This window comes from Burkholderia pyrrocinia (assembly GCF_001028665.1).
GTDB classification, from domain to species: domain Bacteria; phylum Pseudomonadota; class Gammaproteobacteria; order Burkholderiales; family Burkholderiaceae; genus Burkholderia; species Burkholderia pyrrocinia.
Genome location: NZ_CP011504.1, coordinates 3,181,541 through 3,200,903, shown reverse-complemented (window position 1 = coordinate 3,200,903; position 19,363 = coordinate 3,181,541). Strand labels below are relative to the sequence as shown.

Sequence of the window (19,363 nt, the reverse complement as noted above, 5' to 3'; positions counted from 1 at the left end):
TGTTGCGGCATGGAGGGGTTTCCGATGCGCCGCGGCCGCAGAGCGTCGAAGCGTTCGAGCGGTTGATCCCCACTCCGCTTGCACGCGCCGCCCCTCCTCAAGGCCGTTCATCGTGGCCGGTGACCGCACTTGTTCATGGCGGATTTTGATGCATGATAAGAAACCGCGGCAGCGAGCGAAGTCGTCGTGAGCAGGGCTTTTTGGGAGACACTCGGCGAACCCTCACACGAACATTGTTGCTGAATGTTTCCATTCGCTGGATGTCGATTGTTCCATCTGCTATTCCTTCAGCCTCCTTAAAACAAGAGCGAATGCTGAGAGAACAAGATGGACCCAAAGCAAGGTGCGCGTAACGCGGCAGCCCCTTCCACTCCTCAGCGCCGGATTCCTCAGGCGCTTCAGCAGAACGCCGAAGCACGGCGTGTCATCGTCAGTCCGGTACCCGCACCGGGAACATCGCCGAAGCTGGTTGCCGCCGGCACCGAATCGGTCAGGAACCACGGCCTCGAGATCTTCGTGCAGTGCCTGTACATGGTGCCGTTCGTCGGCAACGCGATGTCGCTGTACGACGTCGGCATCGACATCTACCGGATCTGCAGCGAACCGGGTGGCACGAAGAAGGTACTCAATTGGGGGATCCTCGCGATCGACGCGATCGGAGTCGTGCCGGCTGCGGGTAACGCCACGCGCCCGGCGCGCGCGGTCGTCAAGGAAGTGCTGCTCGCGTTCGCGAAGGGGGCCGGCGCTGCGGTGCTGGTCGACCTGTTCTGGGCGACGGCCGGCGGCGACGTGCTCGCGTTCATGGCCGAACTCGATACGCATCTGCGGAAGTGGAAGGACAGCATCGTTCAAGGCGTGCGCGATGCGTCGCGCACGGTGCGGCGCTTCGTACTCGATCCCGTGTCGACTGCCGAACAGATGGGGCGGGTCAGGAAGAACACGGGCTTCCTGTCATGGGTGCCGTCGTCGGAAGAGATCGCGCTGATCGGCATCGACCAGTTGCTCAAGGTGTCGGGGCAGCGCGACGCGATCGTCGCGTGGCTGGACGAGTTCGATCGCAACACGGGACCGATGCTGGACCGCGCGTTCGGCAACGTGGAGGAAGCCGGCAGCCTGCTGTTCATGGCTGCGCAGATCACCGCGGAGATCACGGCCCGCAAGGCGCGCAAGATGCCGTCGCATGTGGCGCAGGCCGCACCGGGCACGATGCGCGAGCCGCACCGGAAGCCGGGCGAGCACCGCGATTCGACGCAGAAAGGCGCAGAGCCGAGTCCGCTGCCGGCAAAGGACGGCTGCGGGTGCCCGAAGACGGGCAGCAACAAGCCGGTCAACTACGCGATGGGCGACGAGAACCTCGAGCAGACGGACTTCGTGCTCGATGGCGTCGTGCCGATCGTGTGGACCCGACGTTACCGGTCGAGCCTCGCGGGTTACGACGCGAGCCCGCTCGGGGCGCGCTGGAGCAGTGTATATCACCTGTCGTTGCAAGAGCGGGACGGCGTGCTGACATTCTTCGACCCGGATAGCCGCGCGGTGCCGCTGCCGCCGGTCGGCATCGGGGAATCGGTCGAGGTGCCGACCGAGCAGTTCACCGTGACGCGTCCGGATGGACGGCATGTGCTGCTGGCGTACCCCGACGGCTCGCACGAACGCTATGAACTGCACGGTACGGCGACGCAGGCCCGCTATCGCCTCATCGCCCGTACCCACCGCGACGGTCTCGGCCTGCGCCTCCTCTACAACGCAGCCGGCGAGCTCGTCACGATCGGCGACGGCGCGGGGAACGCGATCCGCATCGATTACGTCGATGGCCGCGTCTCGGCGATCTACCGCGATGGCGCGGCGGGTCTCGCCAACGAGGCCCTGGCGCGCTACACGTACGGCGTCGCAGGCGACCTGACCGGGCACACCGACATGCTCGGATTCCGGCGCACGTATGCGTACGAGCAGCACCTGCTCACGCGCTATACGGATTTCAACGGTCATCCCGCGAACCTCGCGTGGGACTGGCCGGGTCGACGCGAAGGCGTGCCGGCGCCGGCCGACGCGCGATGCGTGCGCACGTGGTACGGCAACGAAGGCCAGCCTGTCGAGGACGACACGACCTTCGAGTACCACCGTGAACACTGGTACACGAAGGTCACCGATGCGGACGGCAATGCGACGATCCACCGCTACGATTACCACAACCGGATCGTGCTGGTCGAACACGCGGACGGTTCGACCGAATCGTACGAATGGGACGAACAGAACCGTCTGGTCGGGTCGAAGAACGCACTGGGCCACACGCAACGCTTTGCGTATGACGCGCACGGGCGTCTCACGGCCGAAACGGACGCGCTCGGCAACACCACGCGCATCGACTACGACGAGAGCGGACTGCCCGTCGCCGTCACGACCCCGGACGGCCGCGCTACGCAAACTGCCTACGACCCGCTCGGCCGGCCGGTCTCGACGACGGACGCGGCCGGGCGCGTGACCCGCTATGCATGGGGTGTCCAGGGTGAGTTGCTGTCGCTGACCGACCCGAAGGGCGGCGTGAAACGCTTCCGCCATGACCAGGCCGGACGACTGACCGAGGCGACCGACTGCTCCGGCCATGCGACGAGCTATGGCTACGACGAGCGTGGCCACCTGTCGCGTGTCACCGACGCCGAAGGCCACGTCACGCTTTACCGCTGCGATGCGCGCGGCCAGATCGCCGGCATCACGCATCCGGACGGGATCGAAGAGCACTTCACGTGGGACGGCGAAGGCAACCTGCGGACCTACCGCGACGGGGCGGGCCAGGTCACCGAATACATGTTCAACGCACGTCGGCAACCGACCTGGCGCAAGGATGCGGCGGGCCGGGAACTGGCGTATGCATACGATCGGCAGTGGCGGCTGCAGCGGCTGACCAACGAGAACGGGGACCAGACGCGGTTTGCCTACGACCGGCTTGGGCGGCTCGTCGAACAGACGGATTTCGACGGCAGCACGACCCGTTACGCGTGGGACGACGCAGGGCAATTGACCGGCTCGCAACAAGGCGACATCGAGACGACCTACGCGCGCGACCCGCTCGGGCGGCTGACGCGGCGCGAGACGAAGGGTGCGGGCGGTCGCGGCCAGGTGACCGAGCGCTTCTACTACGACGCCCGCGGCCGGCTGACGACCGCGCACGGGCACGGCAGCCTCGTACGGCTGCACTACGACGACGCCGACAACCTGATCGCCGAGGAACAGACGATCCGCCCGGATATCCGCGGCGAGTACACGTCGGTTACCCGGCACGAATACGACGCGCTCGGCAACCGGATTCGCACGCAACTGCCGAACACGCGCACGATCGACTGGCTGCGCTATGGGTCGGGTCACCTGCATGGCGTGCTGCTGGACGGCCAGCCGCTCGTGGACTTCGAGCGCGACAAGTTGCATCGCGAGACCGTGCGGCGGCATCGCCGCTTCGAACAGACGCGCGAATACGATCCGGCCGGTCGGCTCAAACGGATGATCGTGCGTCACGATGCGAACGCGCGGCCGTCCGACTGGATCGCCGGACGTGAACTCCGGTACGACGCGGCGGGGCAGCTCACGCGCATCGAGGATCGTACGCGCGGGGCGACGGACTACACATACGATCCGACGGGGCGCTTGCTGAAGGCGACGACGCCGGACCTGAAGGAAGTGTTCGCGTTCGATCCGGCGGGCAATCCGGTGGATCCGGAGAAGATCCCGCCGCGCCCGAGCGAGGAAACGCTCGAGGCGCTGACGGCGCGGGTGCCGCGGGTCATCGCGGAGGATCGCGCGTGGTCGGAAGCGCACCCGGGCGAGCGGATGACGCCGGCGCAGCTCGAGCGGCGCAAGCGGTTGTCGGACGAACTGGGGGCGCTGATCAACTGGACGCGGGCGCTGCCGAAGTGCGTGGGGAACGTGCTGACGGAACTGAATCGCACGCGTTACACGCATGACGCACACGGGAACCTGGTACGGAAGGTGGAGCGGGTCGGGGCGACGTGGCTGTACAAATACGACGCGGCGCACCGGCTCGAACGGGCCGATCGTTATGCGAAGCCGCCGGCGGCGGATGAGATCGATCGGGTCGAGACGAAGCAGGGTGGAGTGGTTTCCATTTCGGGGACAGTGCGGCCGGAGTTGCGCGTGAGCTTCGCGTACGACGCGTTCGGCCGTCGGACGCTGAAGGAGGTGGAGCAGCGGGACGGCAGCATCGACCGGACGGTGTTCACGTGGGACGGCGATGTGCTGCTGCTGGAGGAGCGGTTCCATATCCCGCCGCCGCAGCCGGGCGAGCGTGAGCCGGTGATGCATCGTCCGACGAATGTGGTGCGGGAGGATCCGGCTGATGAGTATTCGTTGCCGGTGGCGCAGCGGATGCATACGTTCGGGGAGCGGCCTCAGTGGCGAGGGGCGTCGATCTACCTGCATGAACCGGGGACGTTCGAGCCGCTGGCGCGGCTGGACGAGACGCTGGTTGAGGCGGCATTCATTGCGACGGGCACGGACGGGCGGTTCGTGCAGGTGCCGGCGAAGACACGGCATGCGACGCTGTTTTACCAGAACGATCATCTGGGGACACCGCAGGAACTGGTGGATGACGCGGGGAAGGTGGTGTGGCTGGGGCTGTATCGGGCGTGGGGCGGGGAGAAGAGGGTCTGGCGGGAGACGGCGGAATGGAATGAGGCGAGCAACCCGATTCGGTTTCCGGGGCAGTATTGTGATGAAGAGACGGGGCTGCACTATAACCGCAACCGCTACTATGATCCGCAAACAGGTCGCTTCGTGTCGAAGGATCCGATCGGCATGGCTGGCGGCATCAACGTCTTCCAGTACGCGCCCAATCCGGTCGGCTGGATCGACCCGCTGGGGCTGGCTCGATGCCCTTGCGATCCGTGTGAAAAGTCTCGCCGGTCAAGCTTGAGAGATATTCGTCGGCAACTCGGTATTCCGTTGTCGCAGCAGCCGATCCGTCAGAAAATGGTCCCGATGACGGATTCCAGCGGAAGTTGGCTTCTCGGTGATAACAACAAGCCTATCATGACGCGGGAACTGACCTATCAGGTCGGTGGTAAAAATGTGGTCATCCAAGACCATTCAGCGGGTCACGTATTCGGAGAAGGGGGGATCGGCGATCAACCGTCACACCACAACGTGCGCCCTGAAGAAAACACCCGCACGGGAAAAGTCCAGGGAATGGACGATCACTACTACTTCGACTGCCGGAACAAGAAATGAGCCTGATACAGCGGATCATGAATCCACAAGCCCTCACCGCACTCTATGGGAACGATGCACCGCTTGCTGGCGCCGAGATCGTCGAGGTTCAACTCAAGCGGGACGAACCGCGACTGTCGATGAGAATCATGATTACGCAGAAGCCGTTGTCTCAGCCGAACCGATGGCCGAAAGACTACGACGTCGTCTATATAAATTTATCGTTTATCGGTGTTTCCGGCCTCTCGATCGGGGAGTGGGGACATGACAACATTGTTGCGACGTTTGTATCAACCGTCACCGACAATGATGTTTCGATAAAGATCAATTGCAAGGAAGGCGCGTCGATTGCGTTGAAGTGCGACTGGGTTCGCGTGGAGGGGATCACGTATGGCTATCTAGGTAGCGCCTAACGTGAGGTGCTCGTTGGGTTTGATTCCGAAGTTCTCGATGCGTGTACGACATGCTCACTGAACTGCTCTGGCCAGTTGTCGTGCGATGTCGAGAGCCTTGCTACACAAGGTGTCAAACGCATTTGAAATCTGAGCCACTTCGCGCCTGATCGCGCAAAGTAAAACTGAGCCAGTCGTTACTTCTTCGATGTCGGGACGTGCCCGGCTTTGCGTTGCTGTTTCAGTCTGTAGCTGTCTCCTTTGATCTGGATGATGTGGGCATGGTGGAGGATGCGGTCGAGCATCGCTGCAGTGAGGGTGGTGTTGCCGCCGAAGGTTTCGTCCCACTGCGCAAACGGCAGGTTGCTGGTCAGGATCATCGAGCCACGCTCGTAGCGCTTGGCGACGATCTGGAAGAAGTGACTGGCCTGATCGCCCGAGAGCGGTAGATAGCCGATCTCATCGACGATGAGCAGCCTCGGGCCGAGAATGTTGTGCCGAAGAACGGCGTCGTATCGCTCCTGTCGGCGTGCAGCCTCGAGCTGTAACATCAGATCCGCCGCCGTGATGAACTTCGTCTTGATGCCGGCCTGCGTCGCTGCATATCCGATGGCGATCGCGAGGTGCGTCTTGCCCACGCCCGACGGACCAAGCAACACGGCGTTCTCGCCTCGCTCGATGAAGCGTAGCGTGGCAAGCTCGTCGATTGCCTCGCGCGGGGCCCCGACGGCGAAGCTGTAGTCGTAGTCATCCAGTGTCTTGATGGCGGGAAACCCGGCCATGCGCACCAGTGTTTGCCGCGAACGAACTTGCCTCGTCTCTCGTTCGTGCGCGAGCGCGTTCTCGAGGAAGTCGAGGAAACTCCATTGCTTGGCCGCCGCGTCGCTGGCCAGAGCGACGTATCGGTGCATGAGTCCCTCGAGCTTCAGGCTTTGGCAGTGCCCGTCGATGCGTTCCTGCTGCAAGTTCATGCGCGCACCTCGGTCAGTAATTGCTGGTAGACGGACAACGGGTGCTGGATCGACATCGCGGGATCAACGCGCGGCCGAGCGACGGCGCGAGCCGGCAATCGGGGCAATGTGTAGCCAGGCATATCGAGCAAGCAAGCCCGTTCTCGTTGCTCCAACAGAATCGCGGGTGCCTGCCCGGTAACCGGATGCACGCGCTGGTTGGCCACGTCGCGCAGCCATTTACTCACCTCGACGTTCGCAGTCGCGGCATCGAGCATCAAGCCGGATTGTTTAAGCTGGCTTGCCAGCGGCACATAGAAATTGCCGCGCAGATAGCGGTGGAATCGCTCGACCTTGCCCTTGGTCTGCGCGCGGTACGGTTGGCACAATCTGGGCAGGAAGCCGTACCGCTTGGCCAGATCGAGCAGGCCGGCGTGCCAGCGATGTTGGCCGTCGCCATAAGCATCGCGCTCGACAACGATGGTCTTGGCGTTGTCGTAAAGGATCTCGCGAGGAATGCCACCCAAGGCTTCGAACAGCGCATGATGACAGGCAACCAGCGTCTCGGCGCGTTCATCGGTGGTGAAGCGTGCCCAGCGCCAACGACTGAAGCCGAGCGTGGCGGTGAAGGCGTAAAGCGGGTCGGTGCCTCGTCGGAAGACAACGAAATCGCACTGCATCTGCCGACCGGGCTCGGTCTCGAACCTTACGACTGGATCGGGCTTCGGCATTGGAGCAGCCCCCTGAAACGCCGGACACAGTCACCCACTTACAATAACGGGTAGGCATAAGACTGTGTTTTTGACTAACACCAGGCAGGAAGTGATGGAAGTGTTGACGGGCCCGGAGCGCCGGCGGCGCTGGACGGCGGAGCAGAAGCTGGCGATGGTTCGCGAGAGTTTCGAGCCGGGGAAATCGGTTTCGATGGTCGCGCGCCAGCACGGCGTGAATCCGAACCAACTGTTCCACTGGCGCAAGCTGTACCAGGACGGGAGCCTGTCAGCGGTCAAGGCTGGCGAGGAAGTGGTTCCCGCCTCAGAGCTGGCCGACGCGCTCAAGCAGATTCGTGAGCTGCAACGGATGCTCGGCAAGAAGACCATGGAGAACGAGATTCTCCGCGAAGCAGTCGAGTACGGCCGGGCAAAAAAATGGATAGCGCACTCGCCCTCGCTGCCGGAGGACGACCAGTGAAACTGGTTTGTGAAGTTCTCGGCGTGTCGCGCTCGAACGTATCGGCACGACTGTCGCGTCCGGCGACGTGGCGCGATGGCCGTCAATCGAGGCAGACTGACGACGCGACCGCGGTCGAGGAAATCCGCCGGGTCATCGGCGATTTGCCCAGCTATGGCTATCGCCGGGTTTGGGGCATATTGCGCAACGAGCGCGTCGCGGTTGGGCTGGTGCCGTTCAATGCCAAGCGCATCTATCGCGTCATGCGCACGCACGGGTTGCTGATGCAGCGCCGGCCGCTTCCGCCTCACCCCCAACGTCGACACGATGGCAAGGTGGCCGTCGCGCGCAGCAATCAGCGATGGTGCTCGGACGGCTTCGAGTTCCGCTGCGACAACGGCGAGCCGCTGCGGGTGACGTTTGCGCTGGATTGCTGCGACCGAGAGGCGATGAGCTGGGCGGCCACGACAGCAGGCCACAGCGGCGACATCGTGCGAGACGTGATGCTGGCTGCAGTGGAAAATCGGTTTGGCAACGAGCTGCATACGCCATCCGAAATCGAGTGGCTGAGCGACAACGGTTCGGGCTACACGGCCGACGACACGCGCCGATTCGCAGTGGCCATCGGCCTGAAGCCATTGACCACACCGGTGTGCAGCCCACAAAGTAATGGGATGGCCGAGAGCTTCGTGAAGACGATGAAACGCGACTACGTCGCCTTCATGCCGAAGCCGGACGCAGCGACTGCTGCACGCAACTTGGCCATCGCGTTCGAGCATTACAACGAGAAGCATCCCCATAGCGCGCTGAAATACCGCTCGCCTCGCGAGTTCCGGCGCTCGATGGATTCGGCAACCTTAGTGTGACGCTGTGTCCGGTATTACAGGGGCAACTCCAGGCATGGGCTTATGCGTGTTCATGAAAGCCTGCAGGCTTCGCAGTTGGCCCTCGTAGCCGCGCGCCCGCAACTCGCGCAGCAGCGCCGGCGCTGCGATGGTCTCCGGTGCTGCGGCCCTCATGCGCTCGATGATGTACGCCTCGAACGCTCCGAGCTTGGTTGGCCGCGGTTCACGCGGCTTGTAGCGCGGCACTTCCTCAGCCGACAGGTACCGCGCCACCGTGTTGCGAGAAATGCCCAGGCGCCGCGCGATCTCGCGCTCCGATACGCCTTGGGCTTTGAGCACATGGATTTGCATCCACTGTTCCTTCTGGAGCATCGCCAGCCTTTGCGCGCAAAAGGCTGACTGTACTGAAAGGTGGCTTAGATTTACTTCGCGCGAAGTGGCTCATTATTACTTTGCGCCCAACACAAGGCTCAACGACGTGTCATTTACCGCGCGATACCGCTACGACGATGAATGTGACATGCATCGCCGCAGGAGATTGCGAAAGCTGAAAGGTTGGCCATAGCGGCAAGTAGACGGGGCTGCACTATAACCGGCATCGGTACTATGATCCCAACACAGGCAGGTTCATCAGCAATGACCCGATCGGGCTGGCGGGTGGGGTCAACGTCTATCAATATGCGCCTAACCCCATCGGTTGGGTTGATCCGCTGGGGCTCAGATGCGATAGTCCAGCAGAAAAACTTCGTCGGAAGCTTTCAGCGCTTGAAGGAGCACAGGCGACTGCTGATCGAATGCGTGCGCTGCCAGACGGACGTGTCCGGTACTACGATAAAGAAGCGTTAGCCAGAACTGCCGGACCGACGAGAGGACGATCACACGTTACCGAATGGAACCCTGCTACTGGTCAAGTACGCAGTTGGGAAGAGACGTATGACCATTCTGGAATGGTGAATCGCGTTCATCCTAAGATGAATGATGGCGAGATTCTGGATTTACCACACTACCCACCGACCAAGGCGGACATAGATCAAGGGAAGGCGACGCCGGGCGGCAGAGCAATTAATGGTCCATGTAGGTGCTGACGATGAATAAACGCGATGAAAAACTGAAATTGGTCACGGAAATAATGGAGTTCATCGAAACGCAACTTTATGACCCGGAAATCTGCGCTCGATATGTCTATCTCAAGTCGCTTGATGCTAGGGCGTATCGCTATGGTGATCAGAGGCTCGACACGCTGCTCGACACGATCGGGGGAATGAGTGCGGGAGAAGAGTTCGTCTATTCAAAGGATGAGCTCCTAGAAATGTTGAAGGCATACTTGTCAGAAGCGTAGTAACGAAAGGCCGCTTGAGCGGCACCTGGTATACACGTGGTTAGTCGAGGTCGGGGGAGATGGAAATCAAGTACGACGGAATCGGCCAATTGATCGAGCAGACGGGGGACGATGGCAAGACGGTGCACCATGAATACGACGAGGTGGGTTTCCGGCTTGCGTCGCCCTGAGGAAATTACTCAACACCCGCAGCCAAAGGCGCGCCGACACCTAGCGGGTGGCGCAATACGACTACGACGCGGGTGGTGTTCTGCGCCTCAGGCATCGTGCTTTTTGACTTGGAGAGTGAAGGAGCGCGACGTATAGACGGGGCTGCATTACAACCGGTATCGGTACTATGATCCGGGCAGTGGACGGTTCATTAGCAAAAATCCGATCGGGCTGGCGGGTGGGATCAATGTCTATCAGTACGCGCCGAACCCAATAAGCTGGATCGACCCGTTAGGGCTTTCGACGCAGCGTCCTAAATGCTTACCTAGCTGCAACGATTACGCGTCTCAGGGGCCGAAAGATTCAACTGAGATGGCCCAAGAACTTTCCAAACAGATCAACCAAAATTCGGTAACGTTCTCTACACCCACAACACAAGGCCACATTGATCTGCAAGGGGCATCGCATTTCGATAAGGCTACGGGAACAGATATTCCGACACCTCATGTTCAGACTCGTACAATTAACGTTGGACCAAACGGCCGGGTGACGACATCGAAAAAGACGGAGGTTACAAGGGCTGCGACTAAACAAGACGTTCGAGTTGCAAGGGAACTGGCGAGACGAAAGGGGCTGTGCAAATGAGTGATCCGATTGATGCTTTGCAAAACTGGTATACCTCCCAATGCGATGATGTTTGGGAGCACTCTTATGGCGTTGAGATTACCAATATTGACAACCCGGGCTGGAGGGTTAAGGTAAGTGGTGCGTTAGGGAGGAAGCCTGCCGATATGAATGCAGAGCGCGATGAAGAAAATTGGATCACGGTGAAGGCGACCGAAACGGAATTCGTCGGATACGGTGGTCCTGGTAATCTGAATGAACTACTGGCGCTCGTTGTCGATTGGTTGCGATAAGGAAGAAGGGCCGCTTGAGCGGCCCTTATTGTTGGTGTGATTAGTTGAAGCTCGGCGTTCAGGTGGCGGTGATGATGAGCTTGCCATGTTCAACGTGAACGCAGAGCTTTTGGCCGGCATGGAAGCCTTCATCGTGGGCCAGCCGCTGAGCCACAGGTCCAGCGGCTCACAGTGGCTCTCGTCGTAGAGGGCTTTCCGTCCGTAACGGTCCATGTCGCGCTTGTGCTGCATTGTGATGAACGGTTCCGTGACGTTTAAGATTGGCGTCAACCATGATCGGCCGTCGGACGCTGAAGGAGGTGGAGCAGCGGGACGGCAGCATCGACCGGACGGTGTTCACGTGGGACGGCGATGTGCTGCTGCTGGAGGAGCGGTTCCATATCCCGCCGCAGCAGCCGGGCGAGCGCGAGCCGGTGATGCATCGTCCGACGAATGTGGTGCGGGAGGATCCGGCTGATGAGTATTCGTTGCCGGTGGCGCAGCGGATGCATACGTTCGGGGAGCGGCCTCAGTGGCGAGGGGCGTCGATCTACCTGCATGAACCGGGGACGTTCGTGCCGCTGGCGCGGCTGGACGAGACGCTGGTGGAGGCGGCGTTCATTGCGACGGGCACGGACGGGCGGTTCGTGCAGGTGCCGGCGAAGACGCGGCATGCGACGCTGTTTTACCAGAACGATCATCTGGGGACACCGCAGGAACTGGTGGATGACGCGGGGAAGGTGGTGTGGCTGGGGCGGTATCGGGCGTGGGGCGGGGAGAAGAGGGTCTGGCGGGAGACGCCGGAGCGGAATGAGGCGACGAATCCGATTCGGTTTCCGGGGCAGTATCACGATGAAGAGACGGGGCTGCACTATAACCGCAACCGCTACTATGATCCGCAGACGGGCCGGTTCATCTCGAAGGACCCGATCGGGCTGGTAGGCGGCATCAACGTCTATCAATATGCCTCGAATCCAGTGCAGTGGGTCGATCCATTTGGTCTGACGAAATACTATCGAGGGGCGAAAGTAGGGAATAAGCCATCATTTGAGCCGCGGCCGGGCGAGTACAAGGTACGGGATGGCAAGGTCCAGCCTACACATGGCGTGTCTGTGTTCGATAACCCAGAGAGTTGCTCCTGCAGGGGGTTTGTTCCCCATGAGATCGAATCAGAGTCTGTTCCGGATAATTTGCAAATAATTCAGCGGGGTAAGGATCCCGCACACTTTGAAATAACGCCGGCAGGTCCCATGGCAGAGATCGACTACAAGGGTGCTCTAGGTAAAATCAAGACAAAGTGAGGGATTGAAAATGAGAAAAATTGAAATCAAATACCCCAGTTGGTACGATGAACTTGCTGAATTTGAACACGAAGAAAAAGGATTTTTAGAGGGCGTTCTTGTCCTATTCGAGGGAGCTGAGGTAGAGCTGAATTTTTACGATATGGCTAGATTCACTCAGGATGCGGCCGATAGTATCCGTGATAACGGATTCTTTTATATGTCCGGTATCGTGATCGTCGAGAGCGTTTCGAAGAGACATATCGAGGCAGCGGCACAAAGAATCGTTAAGGACGGGTTTGCTCCGTGAGTACAACTCGGTTCGATGGTCGTGCCCTTCGGCCTTGCAAAAATTTCGCAACGCTTCATTGCCGAAGGCATGCCATCGACTAGGCTGGGGGTGATGTGGTTACGTCGAGGGTCGCGTTCCATGCCACGGGCGTTGCTCTTCGTGATATGCACTGGGGAGTGCGACGATATATAGACGGGGCTGCATTACAACCGGTATCGGTACTACGATCCAAGTTCGGGGCGGTTCATTAGCAAAGACCCGATCGGGCTGGCGGGTGGGATCAACGTCTATCAATACGCACCCAATCCGATCGAGTGGATTGACCCACTCGGCTTGGCGGGCACATCAAGTGGCGGAGCGGGAAGAAAACCCACATCGAACAAGCCAAATCAGAACTCCAAATGTCCTTGCAGGAATGAGTGGGAAGTAACCCGCTACGACCGAATTTGTGAGGCGATGCTCAACGGAACTCGTGTCAAATACTTTCGAGACCCCACTACGAAGCTATGGTGGTCTACCGACACTGAGGGGCACGGCGGTTCTGCGTGGAAGGTTATGCGGCAAATTGGAGGAAGTCTAGTGCACGAGAATGATGCTGATATTTACGGCGACTATATGGACAAACATAAAGGTGTGACTGGAAAAGAGATACCAATGAGCGGGATGAAGTGTCGGGATGCGAAAGGTGGGTAAATGAAAATTAAATCAGCTGATGAATTTAAGGTGTATGCTGAAAGTGAAGATGTGAACGAGTTTGGTAAAATATATGAAGAATCAACCGACGAGGTTTGGGTTGAGGTTTTGTTGAAGTATCCTGCACTTTCTAGGCTTGTTGCTGCAAATAACACGAATTCTATGAATGTTATGAATTATTTGTCTCGCAGTGGAGATTGGATGACTCGCTGTGATGTTGCAACAAAGCGCAGGATAAGTCGGGAAATCTTTGAACGATTGGCTTCTGACGTGCATCCGGGGGTTAGGCAGGCAATCGCATGTAATCCGAAAGTACCTGAAGATATATTGGCTGGCCTTGTCGATGATGTCGATAATTTGGTTGCGGAGGCTGCAAAGGAGCGCTTGAGGTTGTAAGCAGAATTAATCGAATTGACGCGGGGAAGGTGGTGTGGCTGGGGCGGTATCGGGCGTGGGACGGGGAGAAGACGGTCTGGCGGTAGATGCCGGAGCGGAATGAGGCGACGAACCCGATCCGGTTTCCGGGGCAGTATCACGATGAAGAGACGGGGCTGCACTATAACCGGCATCGGTATTACGATCCGGACATTGGACGCTACGTGTCTAAAGACCCGATCCAGTTATCCGGAGGACTGAACGTTTATGCCTATGTCGACGGAAATCCAATCGCCTATGTTGACCCCCTTGGATTGGTGAATCCTGCGAAAGTGACTTCATGCAGCATAAACGCGATGAATGCGGGTCGCTTGTACGGCTCTGGGGCACTGAAATTAGCTGCTTCAGTCGGCCTGGATGGTTCGGGAGTGGGTGCTCCGGCAGGCGTAGGCGTGGGGGCATGGGGTCTCTGGAACTTAAAAAGTGCTGGCGCCGCTTGGCAGCGCGCGCGTCAGCAATGCCAAGAAGCCGGTAACGAAAAATTTTCGGATGCCAGATGGAGAAACCTCCTGGGCGTTCTGCCTTATGGAACAGAATTCGATGACGAGGATGAGCCTTCGCCCATTGAGTTCGCGAAAAAGAAGGCGGGCGAGGTCAAAGAGAAACCCCTTGAAATCCTTAGGGAAATCTGAACGCTTTTATAATGAGAATATTTTCATTTATAAGTATATGTGTGGCCATGGGTTTCGCGCTTGTGTGGTCGCTTATTTTCTTGCGAAATATTTTTAGGAAAAAGAAAATAACTTGGCGAGATTTCAAGGTATGGGTAAAGAACGTCATTTATTCGTTATTTGGGATGGGATAGTCGCTTGGAAAGAATACGGTCAGGTTCAAGGCCTGATCACCGTCCTTGGATAAAGCGATTCCGCCTCCTGTGGCCAGCCGGGTAGGGAGTATCCACGCATTTTGAACTGCGCCGAAGCGCACAGCGCCCGTCAACGATTGCTCACCGATTAGATTTCCATGAATAGCGCCACCGCAACCTCGCCCCGCATTCGCCAAGTCGCCGTCGTACCGGCGAGCTAGATTCCGCCCGCCGACGTGGCACTCAGTATCAGCGACTTCGATAACTGGCTGGTTCGCATCAGCAACGGTGCGGTCACGTCGGACCGCATCCGCACCGTGGCCGGGGCCATGCCGGTGGTGGGCAATATCCTCGCCCTGGCCGACGTGTTTGGCGACATCGTCACGTTCGTCGAAAGCATAGATCGGCACAGGCTCGGCTGGGTTAGCCTGGGCATCAACGTGATTACGACTCCAAGACGCTTCGTGCAGTTTGCCTCGCGCAGTTGGACGAGACGCTGGTGGCGGCATTCATTGGGACGGGCACGGACGGGCAATTCGTGCAGGTGCCGGCGAAGACGCGGAATGCGACGCTGTTTTACCAGAATGATCATCTTGGGACGCAGCAGGAACTGGTGGATGAGTCGAGGACGGTGGTATGGCTGGGGCGATATCGGGTATGGGGCGGGGGGACGTCGGTGTCGCACGCGACGTCGCACGACCGCTGGACCGACGACGATGTCGAGGTCACGCGCGACGAAACCGAATACCGCTTCGACAACGGTGCGATCGTGCGCCGCTCGGTCGAGCAGGATCGCGCGCCGTCCGACCTGCTGTGCGCCGAATGCTGGATCGATTACGACGTGCTCCGCCATCCCGATGCGCAACCGGTCAGCCCGACGCGGCTGACGTTCGACAACGCATGCCGCGAAACCTTCTGGCTGCGCTACCACCTCGCGTGAACGTGTGAATGCGTGAATGCGTGAATGCGTGAATGCGTGAATGCGTGAGCGCATGAGCGCGTTCGACATGCAGCACCCTGATCGACGAAGCAGCCGCGAAGTGCCGCGAGCAGCAGGTGAACGATGCGATCGCCCGCGGTGCGCGGCTGCTGGTCGGCCAACCGACGCCATTCGGCGGCGTGAAGGATTCGGGGCTCGGCTACAAGGAAGGCGTGCAGGAAGCGATGAAGCGCTTCACGAACGCGAAGACGCATTCGCTGCCGTGGTGAATGCGGGCGGGAAGGGCACATCGCGCCTTCCCGCCGCTACCGGCAATGCGGGAATTACTGATAGAAGTTGAGCGTGACCATCGCCGAACGGCCCGGTGCCCACGTCGCGTAGATCGGATACGCGCTCGAGTAATACTTCGTGTCGAACAGGTTCTGCACGTTGAGCTGAACGTCCATCGACTTGTTCACGCGCCACGTCGCGGCCGCGTCGAAGCGCGCATAGCCGGGCGTCCATTTCTTCACGGTCGGCGATACCGACGCGTAGGTCTTGCTCATCACCGTCGCGCCCGCGCCGAGCGTCAGCTTCGGCATCACGTCGTAGCTCGTCCACAGCGTGAAGCTGTGCTTCGGCACCATCACCATCGGCAGGCCGGCGCCGCCCGGATTGCCGGGGCCCGCGTCGACCGTCACCGCATTCAGGTACGTATAGCCGCCGAACACGTGCCACTTGTCCGTCAGGTTGCCCGCGAAGCCCAGTTCGGCGCCGCGCACGCGCTGCTTGCCCGCGTTGATCGTATGGCCGAGGCCGTCGCTGACCTGCGCATTGGTTTTCTCGGTGTCGAACAGCGCGGACGTCAACGAAAGCTGCTCGTCGATCACGTCCCACTTCGCGCCGACCTCGATGTTGCGCGTGCGCTCGGGCGTCAGGTTCTGGTTGTTCGCGGTGATCTGGTCGGTGCCGCCGCCGAGGCCGCCGTTCGAACCGGGCGGGTTCGACGACGTGCCGTACGACGCATACAGGCTCACGGTGCGCACGGGCTTGTAGACGAAGCCGAACTGGTAGCTGAACAGGTTCGACGTGTTCGACAGGTTGGCCGCGCCGGCCTGCTTCGCGCTGAGGTCGTAGCGGTCGAACCGCAGCCCCGCGTTGAACAGCCACTGCTCGGTCAGCTTGACCGTATCGAAGACGTACGCCGACGCGGTGGTCGTGCGCGTGTTGGTCGTCGCGCCGGGGAAGCCCTTGTCGCCGTTCAGCACGATATTGCCGGTCCACGGCATGTTCGGGTTCCAGCCGCCCGCGAGCGGCGTGCAGTTCCCTGGCACCGTGCACGGGCCGCCCGTGCGGATGTTGTTGCCTTTCGCGTCGGTCACGAGGTAACCCTCGTAGCGGTTCTGTTCGAGGCTGAATTCGACGCCGGCCGCCAGCGTGTGCTGCATGCCGAACAGGTTCGTGCGGCCGGTGATTTCGGTCTGGTTCGCGATGCCGTTCGTCGCGTACTTGCCGCTCTTCGCCTGCAGGCTCAGCATGTTCGGATTCGACGCGAGGATCTGCGGATTCGTCGCCACGTAATCGAGCGTCGTGCGGCCGAACATCGTCGTGTTCTTCAGCTTCCAGTCGTCGTTGATGCGATGCTCGACGCGCACCTCGCCGGTGTCGGTCTGCCCGTAGCGGTAGTCGCGCGTGTTCAGCCCGAAGAACTGCCCGCGATCGGTCGGTACCGGCGTGCCGCCCGACGCGCGGAACGGCACGCTGAAGTCCGGCATGTCGTACGAGTTCAGGTGGTAGTAGCTGACCGTGACGGTGGTCGGCGTGTTCAGCCCGAACACGATCGACGGCGCGACGCCCCAGCGCTTGTTGTACACGTCGTTGCGGCCGGCCTGGTTCGCGTCGTGGCCCATCACGTTCAGGCGCACGGCGGTCGTGTCGTCGATCTTGCGGTTCGCGTCGACCGTTGCGCGCTTGTAGCCGTCGGTGCCGAAGCCGATGCTGCTGTTGATGAAGTTGTCGTTCTTCGGCGTCTTCGTGACGATGTCGACGCTGCCGCCCACCGAGCCGCGGCCCGCGTAGACCGAATCGGGGCCCTTGATCACGCTGATCTGCTCGACGGCGAACGTCTCGCGGTTCTGCAGCCCCGAGTCGCGCATCCCGTCGACGAAGATCGAGTTGCGCGATTCGAAGCCGCGGATCACCGGGCGGTCGGCCGACGGGTTCGCGGCCGCGTCGCCGCCGAGGAACGTGATGCCCGGCACCGAGCGCAGCGCGTCCGCGAACGACGTGACGTTCTTTTCCTTGATCAGTTGCTCGGGGATCACCGTGACCGAGCGCGGCGTGTCGAGCAGCGGCGCGGTGAACTTGTACGACGGCGAGCGCTTCACCTGCATGTCCGACAGCGCGGACGACTGGACAGCGATCGTCGGCAGCGTCGCCGGCACGTCGGCGGACGGGGCGGGCTGGTCGGCGGCAGGTGCGGGGGCGGGAGCGGTTTCGGCGGAGGCGAGCAGCGGCGTCAGGAAAACGGAGCAGGTCAGCGCCGACACGAGGGCACGGGGCCTCGTCTTGAACTGGGCGGGCATATCGAGAGGCAGCGGAAGGTTCGGTGATCGGACGCGTTTTCTCGATGCCGGCAGCGCTGGCCTGAAACATCGGAGAACGTCAATGCAAATGCGTATGATTCGCGTTTGCGGTCGCAATTGTACGGATTGATACTAAATATGTAAACGCTTGAATGGTTTTTGTACTAATTCAGTCAGGTTTCCGTGGGCCGCGCGGCTGCCTTTGCGTCGCATGCAACACCGCTTTCCATTGCCCGGCCGGCGCGCGGCGGCGGCGACTCGATACACTTCCGTACCGGTTGGACGGGCCCCGGCAACCAGGCCCGAGCAAGGAGGAGACAGGACACGATGGACACCCAACGCGCAGCGGTCGTCACGTACCGCGGCAATGCGATCGAGAACACGCACGTTGCCCATGTGGCGGTGGTGGATGCAAGCGGCCGGTTGCTGGCCCGGTTCGGCGATCCGTTCCGGATGACGCTGGCGCGCTCGGCGGCCAAGCCGGCCCAGGCGCTGTCGGTGATCGAGACGGGCGCGCCCGAGCGGTTCGGCTTCGACGACGCGGACATCGCGCTGATGTGCGCGTCGCACAGCAGCGAGGACCGCCACATCGAACGCACACGGACGATGCTCGCCAAGGTCGCCGCGCACGAATCGGATTTGCGTTGCGGCGGCCATCCGCCGTTGTCCGATGCGGTGTACCGGTCGTGGATCAAGCGCGACTACACGCCGACCGGCGTGTGCAGCAACTGTTCGGGCAAGCATGTCGGGATGCTGGCCGGCGCTCAGGCGATCGGCGCCGCGATGGCCGATTACCATCTGCCCGACCATCCGATGCAGGTGCGCGTGAAGCATGTCGTGGCCGATGCGTGCGGCCTGCGCGACGACGAGGTCGACTGGGCGATCGACGGGTGCAACCTGCCGACGCCGGCGTTTTCGCTGGATCGGCTCGCGCGCCTCTACGCGTCGCTGGCCGACGGCGCGGACAAGGTGGAAGCGGGCGGCGAGATCAACGATCGCGTTCGCGCGCTGGCGCGCATTCATCGTGCGATGACGGCGTATCCGGAACTGGTCGCCGGCGACGGGCGGTATTGCACGGTGCTGATGAACGCGTTCGAAGGGCAGGTGGTCGGCAAGCTCGGCGCCGATGCGTGCTACGGGCTCGGCGTGCGTGCCTCGGAAAACACGCGGCGACTCGGCGCCGACGGTGCGCTCGGCATCTCGGTGAAGATCGAGGACGGCAACCTCGACGTGCTTTACATGGTCGTCAGCGAGATTCTCGATCGGCTGCAGATCGGTACGTTCGTGCAGCGCGCGCAACTGGCCGGCTTCCACCGGCCGCGGATGCTCAACACGCAGGGCGTCGGGATCGGGCACGCCACGTTCCCGTTCGAATTGCAGCCGGCCTGAGCGTCGTCA

Annotated in this window: 14 protein-coding genes and 7 pseudogenes; 16 read left to right on the top strand and 5 right to left on the bottom strand. The window is 60.9% G+C overall.

Annotation, left to right across the window (positions count from 1 at the left end; genetic code table 11):
* Positions 1-327: 327 nt before the first annotated feature.
* Complete coding sequence (locus tag ABD05_RS30265) at positions 328-5,235, top strand: RHS repeat-associated core domain-containing protein (RefSeq protein ID WP_082146262.1); 4,908 nt, start codon at positions 328-330, stop codon at positions 5,233-5,235.
* Positions 5,232-5,627, top strand: coding sequence for an immunity 50 family protein (locus ABD05_RS30260; protein ID WP_047903589.1), 396 nt, complete (start codon positions 5,232-5,234; stop codon positions 5,625-5,627). The genes ABD05_RS30265 and ABD05_RS30260 overlap by 4 nt, the downstream gene beginning before the upstream one ends.
* A gap of 176 nt (positions 5,628-5,803) precedes the next feature.
* On the opposite strand, the gene istB is transcribed toward ABD05_RS30260, so the two are convergent.
* Together istB and istA are read right to left on the bottom strand one after the other, a co-directional pair.
* Entirely contained in the window at positions 5,804-6,577 is a 774-nt protein-coding gene (istB, locus tag ABD05_RS30255) for an IS21-like element ISBcen13 family helper ATPase IstB (RefSeq protein WP_047898708.1), read from the bottom strand.
* Positions 6,574-7,287: pseudogene (gene istA / locus ABD05_RS30250) on the bottom strand (IS21 family transposase); the annotation flags it as partial. The pseudogene istA and the gene istB, both read right to left, overlap by 4 nt.
* Before the next feature lie 94 nt (positions 7,288-7,381).
* Between istA and ABD05_RS30240 the strand changes: the two are divergent.
* Positions 7,382-8,592 (top strand): IS3 family transposase gene (locus tag ABD05_RS30240; protein ID WP_148669077.1). Its coding sequence is split into 2 segments (ribosomal slippage): positions 7,382-7,697 and positions 7,697-8,592, totalling 1,212 coding nucleotides; the frame shifts between segments, so codons are not numbered across the junction.
* A 12-nt stretch (positions 8,593-8,604) separates the two neighbouring features.
* Here the strand turns inward: ABD05_RS30240 and ABD05_RS30235 are convergent.
* Positions 8,605-8,943: pseudogene (locus tag ABD05_RS30235) on the bottom strand (helix-turn-helix domain-containing protein); the annotation flags it as partial.
* Positions 8,944-9,146: 203 nt separating this feature from the next.
* Here ABD05_RS30235 and ABD05_RS36965 point away from each other — a divergent pair.
* From ABD05_RS36965 to ABD05_RS39335, 10 genes and pseudogenes are all read left to right on the top strand, one after another.
* Positions 9,147-9,656 (top strand): annotated as a pseudogene (locus ABD05_RS36965) (RHS repeat-associated core domain-containing protein); the annotation flags it as partial.
* 2 nt (positions 9,657-9,658) lie between these two features.
* Positions 9,659-9,910 (top strand): hypothetical protein, encoded by a 252-nt coding sequence (locus tag ABD05_RS30230; protein WP_047903587.1) that lies wholly within the window; start codon positions 9,659-9,661, stop codon positions 9,908-9,910.
* Positions 9,911-9,969: 59 nt separating this feature from the next.
* Positions 9,970-10,080, top strand: a complete 111-nt coding sequence (locus tag ABD05_RS38530; protein ID WP_148669164.1) for an RHS repeat domain-containing protein — start codon at positions 9,970-9,972, stop codon at positions 10,078-10,080.
* A 136-nt stretch (positions 10,081-10,216) separates the two neighbouring features.
* Positions 10,217-10,363 (top strand): annotated as a pseudogene (locus ABD05_RS39575) (RHS repeat-associated core domain-containing protein); the annotation flags it as partial.
* 338 nt (positions 10,364-10,701) lie between these two features.
* Positions 10,702-10,977 (top strand): immunity 53 family protein, encoded by a 276-nt coding sequence (locus tag ABD05_RS36955; protein WP_082146289.1) that lies wholly within the window; start codon positions 10,702-10,704, stop codon positions 10,975-10,977.
* Positions 10,978-11,255: 278 nt separating this feature from the next.
* A pseudogene (locus ABD05_RS39340) lies at positions 11,256-11,960 on the top strand (RHS repeat-associated core domain-containing protein); the annotation flags it as partial.
* 307 nt (positions 11,961-12,267) lie between these two features.
* Positions 12,268-12,546 (top strand): hypothetical protein, encoded by a 279-nt coding sequence (locus ABD05_RS30220; RefSeq protein WP_047903586.1) that lies wholly within the window; start codon positions 12,268-12,270, stop codon positions 12,544-12,546.
* Between the two features lie 174 nt (positions 12,547-12,720).
* Positions 12,721-12,868, top strand: a pseudogene (locus ABD05_RS39570) (RHS repeat-associated core domain-containing protein); the annotation flags it as partial.
* 353 nt (positions 12,869-13,221) lie between these two features.
* Entirely contained in the window at positions 13,222-13,617 is a 396-nt protein-coding gene (locus ABD05_RS38035) for a hypothetical protein (protein WP_148669162.1), read from the top strand.
* Positions 13,618-13,703: 86 nt separating this feature from the next.
* Positions 13,704-14,288 carry an RHS repeat-associated core domain-containing protein gene (locus tag ABD05_RS39335; protein WP_082146260.1) on the top strand — a complete coding sequence of 195 codons (585 nt, stop codon included), beginning with the start codon at positions 13,704-13,706 and terminating at the stop codon, positions 14,286-14,288.
* Between the two features lie 148 nt (positions 14,289-14,436).
* Here the strand turns inward: ABD05_RS39335 and ABD05_RS38030 are convergent, their stop codons facing one another.
* Entirely contained in the window at positions 14,437-14,871 is a 435-nt protein-coding gene (locus ABD05_RS38030; protein ID WP_148669161.1) for a hypothetical protein, read from the bottom strand.
* 89 nt (positions 14,872-14,960) lie between these two features.
* On the opposite strand from ABD05_RS38030, the gene ABD05_RS30215 reads away from it, so the two are divergent.
* Both ABD05_RS30215 and ABD05_RS38025 read left to right on the top strand, forming a co-directional pair.
* Entirely contained in the window at positions 14,961-15,401 is a 441-nt protein-coding gene (locus ABD05_RS30215; protein WP_158361703.1) for an RHS domain-containing protein, read from the top strand.
* A gap of 161 nt (positions 15,402-15,562) precedes the next feature.
* Positions 15,563-15,670 (top strand): annotated as a pseudogene (locus ABD05_RS38025) (aldehyde dehydrogenase family protein); the annotation flags it as partial.
* A gap of 54 nt (positions 15,671-15,724) precedes the next feature.
* Here the strand turns inward: ABD05_RS38025 and ABD05_RS30210 are convergent.
* Positions 15,725-17,965: a TonB-dependent receptor gene (locus tag ABD05_RS30210; RefSeq protein ID WP_047903585.1), complete on the bottom strand. Its 2,241-nt coding sequence runs from the start codon at positions 17,963-17,965 to the stop codon at positions 15,725-15,727.
* A gap of 327 nt (positions 17,966-18,292) precedes the next feature.
* On the opposite strand from ABD05_RS30210, the gene ABD05_RS30205 reads away from it, so the two are divergent.
* A complete protein-coding gene (locus tag ABD05_RS30205) occupies positions 18,293-19,354 on the top strand; it encodes an asparaginase (protein ID WP_047903584.1) in 1,062 nt (353 codons plus the stop codon).
* Positions 19,355-19,363 lie beyond the last annotated feature (9 nt).

Bases quoted from the DNA above. Each gene is read 5' to 3' on its own strand.
- ABD05_RS30265 (WP_082146262.1), top strand. From the start codon at position 328: ATGGACCCAAAGCAAGGTGCGCGTAACGCGGCAGCCCCTTCCACTCCT.
- ABD05_RS30260 (WP_047903589.1), top strand. From the start codon at position 5,232: ATGAGCCTGATACAGCGGATCATGAATCCACAAGCCCTCACCGCACTC.
- istB (WP_047898708.1), bottom strand. From the start codon at position 6,577: ATGAACTTGCAGCAGGAACGCATCGACGGGCACTGCCAAAGCCTGAAG.
- ABD05_RS30230 (WP_047903587.1), top strand. From the start codon at position 9,659: ATGAATAAACGCGATGAAAAACTGAAATTGGTCACGGAAATAATGGAG.
- ABD05_RS38530 (WP_148669164.1), top strand. From the start codon at position 9,970: ATGGAAATCAAGTACGACGGAATCGGCCAATTGATCGAGCAGACGGGG.
- ABD05_RS36955 (WP_082146289.1), top strand. From the start codon at position 10,702: ATGAGTGATCCGATTGATGCTTTGCAAAACTGGTATACCTCCCAATGC.
- ABD05_RS30220 (WP_047903586.1), top strand. From the start codon at position 12,268: ATGAGAAAAATTGAAATCAAATACCCCAGTTGGTACGATGAACTTGCT.
- ABD05_RS38035 (WP_148669162.1), top strand. From the start codon at position 13,222: ATGAAAATTAAATCAGCTGATGAATTTAAGGTGTATGCTGAAAGTGAA.
- ABD05_RS39335 (WP_082146260.1), top strand. From the start codon at position 13,704: ATGCCGGAGCGGAATGAGGCGACGAACCCGATCCGGTTTCCGGGGCAG.
- ABD05_RS30210 (WP_047903585.1), bottom strand. From the start codon at position 17,965: ATGCCCGCCCAGTTCAAGACGAGGCCCCGTGCCCTCGTGTCGGCGCTG.
- ABD05_RS30205 (WP_047903584.1), top strand. From the start codon at position 18,293: ATGGACACCCAACGCGCAGCGGTCGTCACGTACCGCGGCAATGCGATC.